Origin of the sequence: Polaribacter sp. 20A6, assembly GCF_011378915.1 — a bacterium.
In the GTDB taxonomy this organism is placed as follows: domain Bacteria; phylum Bacteroidota; class Bacteroidia; order Flavobacteriales; family Flavobacteriaceae; genus Polaribacter; species Polaribacter sejongensis.
In genome coordinates this window covers 697,064-709,023 of record NZ_WTPZ01000002.1, presented here as the reverse complement: position 1 = coordinate 709,023, position 11,960 = coordinate 697,064, and the positions used below count along the sequence as shown (strand labels likewise).

10 protein-coding genes are annotated in these 11,960 nt (G+C 29.9%); 8 read left to right on the top strand and 2 right to left on the bottom strand.

Features of this window, described 5'->3' with window-relative positions; translation table 11 throughout:
• Nucleotides 1-30: 30 nt before the first annotated feature.
• Nucleotides 31-1,908: a mucoidy inhibitor MuiA family protein gene (locus GQS57_RS06895; protein WP_165731836.1), complete on the top strand. Its 1,878-nt coding sequence runs from the start codon at nucleotides 31-33 to the stop codon at nucleotides 1,906-1,908.
• A gap of 130 nt (nucleotides 1,909-2,038) precedes the next feature.
• Nucleotides 2,039-3,220: a hypothetical protein gene (locus tag GQS57_RS06890; RefSeq protein ID WP_165731835.1), complete on the top strand. Its 1,182-nt coding sequence runs from the start codon at nucleotides 2,039-2,041 to the stop codon at nucleotides 3,218-3,220.
• An 82-nt stretch (nucleotides 3,221-3,302) separates the two neighbouring features.
• On the opposite strand, the gene GQS57_RS06885 is transcribed toward GQS57_RS06890, so the two are convergent.
• Both GQS57_RS06885 and GQS57_RS06880 read right to left on the bottom strand, forming a co-directional pair.
• Nucleotides 3,303-3,668: a Na(+)-translocating NADH-quinone reductase subunit F gene (locus GQS57_RS06885; protein ID WP_165731834.1), complete on the bottom strand. Its 366-nt coding sequence runs from the start codon at nucleotides 3,666-3,668 to the stop codon at nucleotides 3,303-3,305.
• Complete coding sequence (locus tag GQS57_RS06880; protein ID WP_165731833.1) at nucleotides 3,668-5,026, bottom strand: DEAD/DEAH box helicase; 1,359 nt, start codon at nucleotides 5,024-5,026, stop codon at nucleotides 3,668-3,670. The genes GQS57_RS06885 and GQS57_RS06880 overlap by 1 nt, the downstream gene beginning before the upstream one ends.
• A gap of 100 nt (nucleotides 5,027-5,126) precedes the next feature.
• On the opposite strand from GQS57_RS06880, the gene GQS57_RS06875 reads away from it, so the two are divergent.
• The 6 genes from GQS57_RS06875 to GQS57_RS06850 all read left to right on the top strand — a co-directional run bounded on the left by GQS57_RS06875 (nucleotide 5,127) and on the right by GQS57_RS06850 (nucleotide 11,733).
• Nucleotides 5,127-5,891, top strand: coding sequence for a TatD family hydrolase (locus GQS57_RS06875; RefSeq protein WP_165731832.1), 765 nt, complete (start codon nucleotides 5,127-5,129; stop codon nucleotides 5,889-5,891).
• Nucleotides 5,891-6,601, top strand: a complete 711-nt coding sequence (locus GQS57_RS06870) for a hypothetical protein (RefSeq protein ID WP_165731831.1) — start codon at nucleotides 5,891-5,893, stop codon at nucleotides 6,599-6,601. Before GQS57_RS06875 ends, GQS57_RS06870 begins: the two co-directional genes overlap by 1 nt.
• A complete protein-coding gene (locus GQS57_RS06865) occupies nucleotides 6,598-7,116 on the top strand; it encodes a methylated-DNA--[protein]-cysteine S-methyltransferase (protein ID WP_165731830.1) in 519 nt (172 codons plus the stop codon). Before GQS57_RS06870 ends, GQS57_RS06865 begins: the two co-directional genes overlap by 4 nt.
• A gap of 56 nt (nucleotides 7,117-7,172) precedes the next feature.
• A complete protein-coding gene (locus GQS57_RS18840; RefSeq protein ID WP_205860224.1) occupies nucleotides 7,173-10,550 on the top strand; it encodes a hypothetical protein in 3,378 nt (1,125 codons plus the stop codon).
• Nucleotides 10,551-10,602: 52 nt separating this feature from the next.
• A complete protein-coding gene (locus GQS57_RS06855) occupies nucleotides 10,603-11,166 on the top strand; it encodes a DUF3575 domain-containing protein (protein ID WP_165731829.1) in 564 nt (187 codons plus the stop codon).
• A 63-nt stretch (nucleotides 11,167-11,229) separates the two neighbouring features.
• The gene (locus GQS57_RS06850; protein ID WP_165731828.1) at nucleotides 11,230-11,733 is read left to right on the top strand and encodes a DUF3575 domain-containing protein; all 504 of its coding nucleotides are present in this window, start codon (nucleotides 11,230-11,232) and stop codon (nucleotides 11,731-11,733) included.
• Nucleotides 11,734-11,960: the final 227 nt, after the last annotated feature.

The following is an 11,960-nucleotide window of genomic DNA, read 5'->3' as shown; positions in this document are numbered from 1 at the left end:
TTGTACCTAACTACTGAACAAAACAATAAAATGGCTATCCTTAAATTTCCCTTACTAATTGCGCTTTGCTTATTTTTTAGCAATACGTATTCTCAAGAAATAATTGAAAAAAAAATATCAACCCAGGTAAATGAGGTAACTGTATTTCTAGAAGGGGCTCAAATAACCAGAAAAAAAACGGTTCAAGTAAAACAGGGTAAAACAATCTTAAAATTCTCTAATTTATCTCCTTTTATTGACGCTAAAAGTATTCAGGTAAAAGCAGAAGGAAATATTACCGTTTTTGCAGTAAATCATCAACAAAATTTTATAGAAAAATTAGACAAACAACAAGAACTAATTGATCTAGAAACGAAACTTAAAGAAGTTGATGATAAAATAGTATTAGAACGTACCTATTTGCAAATCCTGAAAGAAGAATTAGCTTTTCTTAAAGAAAATAGAAATATTGGAGGTAAAAATCAAGAGGTAAGTGTTACTAATCTTAAAAATGCATCCATTTTTTTTGGTGCTAAGCTAAAAGAACTTAAAATTAAAGAGATTGAAAGAAACAATACCTTAAAAAACCTGACAATAGCAAGTAGAGATTTAACAAACCAAATAAATACAATATCAGGAAAGAAAGAATTTCCTAATGGAGAGATTTTGGTAAAAGTAGAAGCTAAAACTAATGCTACTGTAAATTTTGAATTATCCTATGTTGTAGAAAATGCGGGTTGGTTTCCAACTTATGACATTAGAGCAAAAAACGTAAACGAACCAGTTCAACTTATTTACAAGGCAAATATTAAACAAGATACAAAGATCAGTTGGGATAATGTAAAATTAAACTTATCGTCTGCAAACCCTAATGTATCTGGAGTTGCGCCAGAACTTAAAACCTACTTTCTAAATTACAACACACGTCCTCCTGTTTACAATAGAACCACTAATGAAGTATCAGGAGTTGTATTAGATCAAAACAACGATCCGCTACCAGGCGCTACGGTGTTAATAAAAGGAACCACAATAGGAACATCAACAGATTTTGATGGTAAATACTCAATAACAATTCCTAATAATGAGAGTTCTTTAGTGTTTTCTTATTTAGGATTTATCAGTCAGACCAAACCTATTCAAAGTGAAGTACTAAATATAATGTTAGAAGAAGATTCAGCAACATTAGATGAAGTCGTTGTAATAGGATACGGAACTTCTCGTAAAAGTAAATCTATAACGAAAGCTCTTCAAGGCACAGTTTCTGGGGTTAATATTCGAGGAGCAAGTAGTTTGCCTGTCCCAACTGTTCAAACAGAAAACCAGACCACCGTAAACTTTGAAATAAAAACTCCTTACACGATAAAATCTGATAATAAAAGTTATTCTGTTGATATTGACACTTATAATTTGTCTGCATTCTATCAATATTACGCTGTACCTAAAATTGATAAAGATGCTTTCTTAATCGCGAACATATCTAATTGGGAGCAATACAATTTATTGGAGGGTGAAGCAAACATCTTTTTTGAAGGTACCTATATTGGTAAAACATTGTTAGATGTTAGATATGCTACCGATACTTTGCAAATATCTCTTGGTAGGGATAAAAATGTAAGTGTAAAAAGAGAGAAGGTAAAAGAATTTATCTCGAAGAATTTTATGGGAAGTAAAAAGGAAGAATCTAGAGGATGGAATATTGATGTAAAAAACAATAAATCACAACAAATTAATATGGTGATATATGACCAAGTTCCTGTTTCGACAAACGACGAAATAAAAATTGAAGTTTCAGAAATTTCAGGGGCGAAAAAAAATCCTGAATCTGGTGAAATAAAATGGGAATTTACAATTGCACCAAATGAAACTAAAAATTTTATTTTAAGATATTTGGTTAAATACCCGAAAAATAGAACGATAGTGTTAGAGTAGAATCGTACACATTTAAAGCAAAAAAAACAGCTAACTTCGTTTAACTTCTGATATAAAAATTTAAAATGCTCGATATCATTATAGTTGGCAATAATTCAGGGGGGAATTAAAAAATAATATTAATAACAAAATGAAAATATTTTTAGATCTTTCTTTTTACAAGAAAAGAAAATTTAATTTTCCTAATCATTTAAATCCAATTATTGAATCAAGTTTCGTTGGTATAATAACTCATTACGTTGAACTTTCAAAAAGTAATTATGGAAAAACTCTTTTTAAAACATTTAATCAAATAGGAGATGAAAACTTACTTTTAAGTCTTATTTCAAAACATGGAATCTTCTTTGAAAAATTTTACGCAAAAAAATTAAGACTTAGATTAAATAACTCCTTTTATTCCTCTAAAAAAACTTCCGAATTAGTATTAATGTGCAAACAATATTATAGTAAAGAATACAAAGAATCGACAGCACTTAAAATCATAAAAGAAGATTTTATAAAAATCTCACAAAATAACTTGAAAAATCAAGATTTATATAAAAAACTTAATGATTCAATAAAAACATTATCTACAAACAAAAATTGTAAAATATGTGGGAATAAGTTTAAGGTAATAAATTTTCCAGATTGGCTTTATTTTGGGGTAAACGGTAACGTTTCAATCTGCTATGAATGTCCAATAAATTATAAATTAAAAAAAGCTCAAATGACTGTCTTAATCAGTCAATTTGTTAATGAATGTGGTTTTATTCCAAATTCTAATTTCAATCCAATCAACAACAATTTTAGCGCTAGAATACCTAAAGAAAAATGGATTAAAATATGTGAATTATTTTTTGAATTAGGTTTAGAGGGAAACATTAGATTATCTTCAAATAAAAAAATTGATTCAAAATTCGGCTCTTGGTTCAAAGCTTTAATCCAATCTAATGTACTACCTAACAATACATTAAAAACCTCAAGAGGTATTAGGTGTTTAGCTAAAAGTGGAAATGAGTGTTTATCATTAGATGAAATGTTTATTGATAATTGGTTCTTTAATAATAATATAAAAGCAGAAAAAGAACCATACTACCCTAAACATTCTAAATACAATAAAAGTGGGAGACGTCGTGCAGATTGGAAAATTAATGATTATTACATAGAATATTTTGGATTAAAAGGGGAAGAAACTTATGATAAAAAAACTCAGGAAAAAATTGAATTATCAAAAACCTTAAATCTAAAACTTATACCTATATATCCTTCTGACTTAGATAATCTAAATGAAAAATTTATTGAAATAAAAACTACTGCCAACACCGTGTATTAAAAATTGCTATATTAGTTCTTAATTAAAAGCAATTGCATTTTTGTGAACGGCTATTCTCCACAAAACAACACCTCAAACCAACCTACTCCAAGATCTTTATAAAATCATCAAAAGCCTCATAGTAAGGTTGATCTTTAAAAACAGGACTATCAACACATTCTGCGTTGGCAATTCCTACGCCAGCAAACCAAACTTTGGCATTCTGTTTTTTAGCGTGATTTTTAAAAGTCTCCATCCAAATGGTATCATATTCATTCGGATTTTGAATATTATTACTCGCCTTTACCAAGACAAAAATAGTAGGTTCTCCTTTTTTAAATAACACAAATTGGGGATGTCTTTTCAACTGACTGTTTATAGCCTGAAATTCATACCCCATTTTTGTAAGCTTCTTACCAACAATGTTCATTGCTAAATTATGCAATTCTTGTGCTGTTAAAATCTGCATTATTTTTTCTTTTTCTTGTTATGCTTATTATAGTTTTTATCTCCTCTAGTTTTAGGTTTCTTATATTTTGCAGCAATTTCTCGTCTGTAAGAACCTCCTAAATTTATTTGGCTATTTTTCTCACTCTTTTCATGAAACGCAGGTCCTGGAACATATTCTAAAGAAGTTCTGTTCTTAGAAATTCCTTGATCTTCTTTCGGACGTTCATCTTCTGTTAATAATTTAGAAATTTCTAAATCTTCAGGTAAGTCTAAAACCGGAATTTCATAATTCATCAATTCCTCTATACCTTTCTTTGTTTCTTGCTCTTTAGGAGTAGAAAAAAGAATCGTTTTACCTGCTCTCTCTGCACGCCCCGTTCTACCAATTCTATGCATATAATTTTCAGGAAATTCCGGAGTATCAAAATTGATAACATGAGAAACATTATCAAAATCTAAACCACGCGCCATTACGTCGGTAGCTAGTAAAATTCGGTTTTTACCTTCATCAAACTGTTTTATAGAACGAATTCTATAATTTTGCGTTTTATTAGAGTGAATCACACACATTTCATCATTAAATACTTCTTGTAAGTGCTTAAATAACAAATCTGCAGTTCTTTTAAAACCAACAAAAATCAATACTTTATTATAGGTTTCTTTATCTGCTAAAAGCTCATGTAACAAATTAACTTTGGTAAAAAAGTTAGGTAAATTATAAGAAACTTGCTCAATATTATCTAGCGGTGTTCCACTTACTGCAACAGATATTTTTTCCGGATTTTTAAAGAAATCGTAAATTAACAAATCTACATCTTCCGTCATTGTTGCAGAAAATAATACGTTTTGTCTTCTTTCTGGAATCACGTCAAAAATGTTCATCAACTGAAAACGGAATCCTAAATCTAACATTACATCTACCTCATCAATTACTAATTTCTGAATAGATTTTAGTTTTAAAGCATTGCTCAACGCCAAGTCATATAAACGACCAGGAGTTGCCACAATAATATCTTGTCCTTGTAAAATAGCTTGTTTTTGGGTATTGATGTTTGCACCACCATACACACCTAAAACACGTGTATTAATATATTTAGATAATTGTTCTATCTGTTCAACTACTTGTAAAACAAGCTCACGCGTTGGCACTAATACCAAAACTCGAGGGTGTTGTTGCTTAGAAAACTTTAATTCTTGCAAAATAGGCATCATATACGCAAAAGTTTTTCCGGTACCTGTTTGCGCAATTCCCACTACATCTTTCCCCGATCTTACAACAGAAAATGCTTGTTCTTGTATTGGCGTTGGTGTTACATAACCCAAATCGTCAATAGCATATTGTAATTGATTAGAGATTCCTAAATCTTGAAAAGTCATTCTTAATATTTTTCTGCAAAGGTACGTTTTATAAAACGCTAAACAATAGCCCTTTTCACTAAGAATAATTTGTAGTTTTGCATCTGAAATTTTACACATCATGATTACAGATACACACACCCATTTATATTCTAGTCAGTTTAAAGAAGATCAACCAGAAATGATGCAACGCGCTAAAGACGCTGGTGTTACTCGTTTTTTTATTCCTGCGATAGATTCTACGTATACAGATAAAATGTTTCAATTAGAAAAAGATTATCCAAATGATGTTTTTTTAATGATGGGCTTACACCCTACTTCTGTAAAAGAAAACTATTTAGAAGAACTAGCGCATGTTAAAAAATGGATTGATGAAAAGAAATTTTACGCCATTGGAGAAATCGGAATGGATTTATATTGGGATAAAACTTTTTTAACACAACAGCAAGATGCTTTTAGAACACAAATTCAGTGGGCAAAAGAAAGAAAAATGCCGATTAACATTCACTGTAGAAATGCTTTTGATGAAGTTTTTGAAGTATTAGAATCTGAAAAAAGTGATGATTTAAGAGGGATTTTTCACTGTTTTACAGGAACTTTAGAACAAGCAAAACAGGCTATTTCTTACAATATGAAATTAGGAATTGGTGGTGTTGCTACGTTTAAAAATGGTAAGATTGATAAATTTCTGAATGAAATTGACATCAAACACATTGTTTTAGAAACCGATGCGCCTTATTTAGCGCCAACTCCATACAGAGGAAAAAGAAATGAAAGTGCTTATTTAGCCAACGTTGTTGATAAATTGGTAGATATTTATGGACTTTCTTTTGATGAAATTGCAACCATTACTACTCAGAATTCTAAAGATGTTTTTGGTATTTAATGGTATTTGATACAATTACAACAGAAGAAAAATTCTTCAATTTTGAACATCCTAAAACATATACTAATTTAGGAATAGCAGTTGGAATGTTTGCTTTTGTAATTATTTCAATCAACAAAGTATATTTAGAATTTGATTTTATAGAAACTGTTTTTTACCCAGTTGCTGTTATTTCTTTTATAGCCTTTATCGCTTCTGTATTTTTTACAATGTTTTCTAAAGAAGATATTTTGATAAATTATACAGGGTATTTAAAAATAACTTCGGATGAATTTATTATTGATAAAGAAAAAATAAATTTCACTGATGTTGTTTCAATTAAATTATCTGTTGATGATTATGAAGGGAGAGCAAAAAACACACATTCTAGCATCAAACCAATGTATAGCATAGGTGTTAACAATTTTGTAACGATTTCAACGGATGATAAAAAAATAGAAAAGAAAATTCAGGTTTGTAGCTTAAGAGAAACCCATTTAATTTCTGATTTTTTAGCTGCTCAAATTGTAAAAAATAAATTTCCAAAAGCAAATCCAAAACAATTAATTGCTATTTTTAGTGATTCTTTCAAGAAAACAGAAGAGGGGAGGAATTATATTGCTGATCAAATTAAAAGCAATAAAATAAAAACTATTGAAGGGTTATTAATGATGAATTATTCCTCTGATGAAGAAGTTAAAGAATTAAGAAAAAAATATAATTTTAATTGAGCTTACAAACCACATACTACAAAACACCATTAGGAACCGCAAGAATTGTAGGAGACGAAAACGGAATTCAATCTGTTTCTGTTTTAGATGATGATCCCTTGTCGGAGTTTATCTTTAGCGAAGACGAAAGACTCCAAGTGACAAATTCTGAAATCCCTGAATGTTTACAAGAATGTGTCACTCAATTAGACCAATATTTTTCTAGTGAAAGAAGTAATTTCGATTTAAAATTGAATCCACAAGGAACCGATTTCCAAAAAAAAGTGTGGGATGAATTATTAAATATTCCTTTTAATAAAACCAGAACCTATTTAGAACAAAGCAAAGCTTTAGGTGATGTAAAAGCCATTAGAGCGGTTGCTTCTGCAAATGGAAAAAACCCAATTTGGATTATTATTCCGTGTCATAGAGTTATTGGTTCAGATGGTTCTTTAACAGGTTATGCAGGCGGAATTTGGCGTAAAAAATGGTTGTTAGCACACGAAAATCCTGTAAAGCAACAATCATTATTTTAATTTTTATTTTCAAACATTAAAAAACATATTTTTACGTTTAGAACATATAGTTTTTTATGATTCAAAGAATTTTCTTCTTCTTTTTACTTTTTATTGGATTCACGGTCCAATCTCAAACTGTATCTAAAGATTTTAGAGTGCAAAAATATTTAATTGAAAAAGATACCATTCAATTAGATTCTGTTGCTTTAAATCCAGAGAAATTTAAAGTATTCAATGCTTTTTCAAAGGAAATTCCTTTTTCTGAATATACCATCGATTTTAGCAATGCCGTTTTAATTATCAATTCAGCAAAACACACTGAAATTACAGTTGAATATTTTAGGCTTCCAGATTTTATCACCAAAGTTTACACGCCTTTCGATGATAAATTCATCCTGCCAAATGGTACAAATACTGGTAAATTATACAGTTTAACCACCAACAAAAAAGCATCAGACATCAAATTATTTGATGGTTTACAAACCAAAGGTTTTATAACGAGAGGAATTACCTCTGGTAATAACCAAAATGCAGTTACAAACTCTGCTTTAGATTTAGAAATATCGGGTAAACTCTCTAAAGACGTCACGTTAAGAGCCAATATTTTTGATACAAATATTCCCATACAAGAAAATGGGTATTCTCAAAACATTACCGATTTTGATCGTATTTTTATTGAAATGTTTACAGATAATTGGCGCGTAAAAGCGGGTGATATTTCATTACAAAATACCAAAAGTTACTTCTTACCATTTACCAAACAAGTTTCTGGTTTATTGGTAGAAGCACAAATTAACGACAATCTTAAAGTTGCTGCGTCTGGTGCTGTGGTTAGAGGACAATTTAGCTCGTATAACATTACGAGTATAGAAGGAAATCAAGGTCCGTATAAAATTTTAGGAGCCAATAATCAAATTGCTATTTTAATGATTGAAGGCAGCGAGAAGGTATTTATCAACGGAATTCAGATTAACCGAGGAGAAGAAAATGATTATACCATCGATTATAATCTTGGAGAAATAGAATTCAACACCACATATCCGATTACCAATGATATGAGAATCCAGATTGATTTTCAATATTCAGAAAGAAATTATACGCGTTTTATAACCTACGATGAAGCTTCTTATGAAGGCGAAAAATTTAGTATTGCTGGATATTTTTATTCTGAAAATGATGCTAAAAATCAACCTATTCAACAAAATTTAACAGACGAGCAAAAACAAATCTTAGAAAACGCTGGTAACAATGCAGATTTAATGATTGCAGAAAGTGCTTATGAAGATGCTTTTAATGAAAATAAAATTCTGTACAAAAAGGTTTTAAACGGTAGTGAAGAAATCTTCGAATATTCTAACAACGCTACAGACGAGTTATACACGGTAACTTTTTCTAATGTTGGTACAAATTTAGGTGATTATGTTTTAGATGAAACCACAGCAATTGGTAATATCTTTTTGTTTGTGGGTACAAATCAAGGAAATTATAACCCTATCATTCGTTTAACTCCACCAACAAAATCTCAGTTATTTATTGTACAATCTACATACAATCCTTCAGGAAAAACAATTATTAATACAGAAGTTGCACTGAGTAATAATGATGCAAATTTGTTTTCTACTATCGATGATGCCCAAAATAAAGCAATTGCAACAAAGGTAAATTGGCAACAAACTTTAATTGATAAAAAATGGAAATTACAAAGTAATGTAAGTCATGAATTTGTGCAAAATAATTTTAAAACAGCTCAACGTTGGGAATCTGTAGAATTTAATAGAGATTGGAATATTTTAACAAACGACGCAACGAAAAGCTACTTTCAGTCGGAATTTAGTTTACAAAATAAAAAGGAGGATTTTATTCTATATCGATACAACAACCTAAATTATAAAGATATTTTTTCTGGTAACAAACATGAACTCCAATCTAAAATGAAGTTAAAAAATACTTCTTTTTATGTAAATGGTAGTTTTTTAAAAAACACCTCAACTACAGAAGATAACTCCTTTTTTACAGCAAAAGCGAAAGCAGAACAAGATTTTAATAAAAAATGGTTGGGTGCGTTTATCAACTTTGAAACCAATAGCAGAAAAGATCTTACTACACAAGAATTTATAAATACCAGTCATAAATTTAAAGAATATGAAGCTTATTTTGGTATTGGAGACTCTACTAATGTATTTGCTAAAATGGGGTTTAATTACAGGAATAACGACAGTATCAAATCGAACAATTTTACAGAAATCAATAATAGAAAAACGTTTTATATCAACAGTAAAATCATTCAGAACAAACAAACCAATTTAAGTGTTTTTGCCAATTACAGACTTACAGAAAACAAGTTTACCGAAAATGAAAAATCGTTGAATTCTAAAGTTGTTTTTAATCAGGAATTATTTAATAGTTTCATCAATTTAGGAACCGTTTATGAAACCTCATCGGGTAACGTTGCCCAACAAGAATATATTTATGTAAAAACAGAACCTGGTTTGGGCTATTATACTTGGATAGATTATAACAGCGATGGCGTTAAGGATTTTGATGAATTTGAAGTTGCAGAATTTCAAGATCAAGCGGAATATTTGCGTTTACCAAAACCAAACTTGCAATTTATTGCCACGCAACGTGCAAAATTTACGCAGTCTATCACTTTAAATCCAAGAATTTGGACAGCTAAAAATGGGGTTAAAAAATTGCTTTCTAATTTTTACAATCAGAGTTTTTTAAGTGTAGAAAATGAACAGCAAAGAATAAGAAATTCTTTTAATTTTAATCCTTTTGATTTTGATGAAAGTAAACTGATTGGTTTAAATTTCAGTCTTAGAAATAGTCTATATTTCAACAGAAACCTTCAAAAATATAGCACAACGTATACCTATGGAAAAAACAGAAATAAGCTACAGTACTTTATCGGAAATCAAGAAAATAACATTGAGTTACATCAGCTAGATTTTGCACATAAATTCGCAACTTTTTGGTTGCTTGAGTTAATGGGTAAAACCGCTGAAAATGATTTAAAAACAGCCAATTTCAACAACAGAAACTACACCATTAGTGCACACGAGTTTCAACCAAAAATTAGTTTTTTATATAATGACAGTAATCGTCTAACTGCTTTTTATCACTTTAAAAATAAAGAAAACCAACTCGCAGATTTCGAACATTTGAAGCAACAAAAATTCGGAATTGAATATTTCTACATCAATAGTAAAAAGAATCAAATTTCGGCCAATGCAAACGTATTTTTAAATGATTTTACAGGAGATACCAACTCGCCCGTTGCCTACCAAATGTTAGAAGGTTTACAAGATGGAAAAAATTACACTTGGAATCTTTTATTCAATCAAAAATTGAATGCTTTTTTAAATCTGAATTTATCTTATTTAGGTAGAAAGAGTGAAAGCACAAAAACAATCCATACCGGAAGTGTGCAATTGAGAGCTATTTTTTAGAAACTTGAGTGCTTTTTTAATACGTTTGTTACATCAACCAAAAAAAACTATTATGAAAAAAATTACATTATGCCTTTTATTGTTTATTTCAGCAATTTCAATTGCTCAAGAAAAAGAAGAACAATACCCACAAGACATCAATAAAAAACACGAAGTAAAATTAAATGTCTTGGGTGCACTAGTTTTTGAATGGATAGATGTTTCTTATGAATACTTAATTAATGATGAATCTTCTTTTGGAGTTGGAGTTTTAGTGGGGTTTGACAATAATGAAGATCTAGATGAGTATCGAAAATTTTCTTTAACGCCTTTTTATAGAAGATACTTCTCTAACAAATTTGCTAGAGGTTTTTTTGTGGAGGGTTTTGGGATGTTACACTCTTATGAAAACAATAATTACGACGTTTATATTACAAACTCTGGAAATTATAATACACAGCGCAATGATGAAACTAAAACAGAATTTGCCGTTGGTATTTCTGTTGGAGGGAAATTTATTTCTAAAAAAGGGTTTACAACAGAAATATATTTAGGAATAGGACGCAATTTAGTTGGAGATAACGGCTCTTTAGAGGCTGTAGGTAGAGGTGGAATCTCTTTAGGATATAGATTCTAAAACCAATCTTATTTATTAGATTTGCACTCTATAAAAATCATTAAATACAAAAAAACAAAAAACATGAAAAAATTACTTTTAGCTTTCGGACTTTTAGCGAGTACTTTAAGCTACGCACAACAAGAAATTAAATTAGACATTGGAGATGCATTGGTTATAAAAAGTTTAGAGTTTTCTTATGAAAACTACATCTCTGAAAGTTCTTCTTTTGGTATTTCTGCTTTATTTAACTTAGCCAATCAAGATGACAGTTTTAGATATAATGAAAACACGATGATTACACCTTATTATCGTAATTATTTTTCTACAAACGAAGAATGGAACTTTTTTGGTGAAGCTTTTTTAGGAATTAATTCTGGAAAAGAAGAATCTGATGAAGAAAACAACCCTGGAGTTTACGATAACAAATATACAGATGGTGCCTTAGGTGTTGCTGTTGGTACAAAGTATATTACAGGAAGTGGTTTAACTATTGATGTACACGCTGGTGTTGGTAGAAACTTATTTGGATCTGACTCACCTACTTTAGTACCTAGATTAGGTGTTAATATTGGTTGGAGATTCTAATACATTTCTTACTTTATAAAACAAAAAACGCACTCTAGGGTGCGTTTTTTTTGTTTTGCTTTTGGTCGTTTATTAATATAAGAAAAATTGTTGTTTGTCAGAAATGAAACGATCTTTAGTTAATCAATAATTTATGGTTTTTGTATACACCCTTAGAAACCTTTAACACTTTGTTTTCTAGTATCAAACATAATTGATTTTCAGGGTCGATTGAAGCTTTAAATCTA

Bases quoted from the DNA above. Each gene is read 5' to 3' on its own strand.
- GQS57_RS06895 (WP_165731836.1), top strand. From the start codon at position 31: ATGGCTATCCTTAAATTTCCCTTACTAATTGCGCTTTGCTTATTTTTT.
- GQS57_RS06890 (WP_165731835.1), top strand. From the start codon at position 2,039: ATGAAAATATTTTTAGATCTTTCTTTTTACAAGAAAAGAAAATTTAAT.
- GQS57_RS06885 (WP_165731834.1), bottom strand. From the start codon at position 3,668: ATGCAGATTTTAACAGCACAAGAATTGCATAATTTAGCAATGAACATT.
- GQS57_RS06880 (WP_165731833.1), bottom strand. From the start codon at position 5,026: ATGACTTTTCAAGATTTAGGAATCTCTAATCAATTACAATATGCTATT.
- GQS57_RS06875 (WP_165731832.1), top strand. From the start codon at position 5,127: ATGATTACAGATACACACACCCATTTATATTCTAGTCAGTTTAAAGAA.
- GQS57_RS06870 (WP_165731831.1), top strand. From the start codon at position 5,891: ATGGTATTTGATACAATTACAACAGAAGAAAAATTCTTCAATTTTGAA.
- GQS57_RS18840 (WP_205860224.1), top strand. From the start codon at position 7,173: ATGATTCAAAGAATTTTCTTCTTCTTTTTACTTTTTATTGGATTCACG.
- GQS57_RS06855 (WP_165731829.1), top strand. From the start codon at position 10,603: ATGAAAAAAATTACATTATGCCTTTTATTGTTTATTTCAGCAATTTCA.
- GQS57_RS06850 (WP_165731828.1), top strand. From the start codon at position 11,230: ATGAAAAAATTACTTTTAGCTTTCGGACTTTTAGCGAGTACTTTAAGC.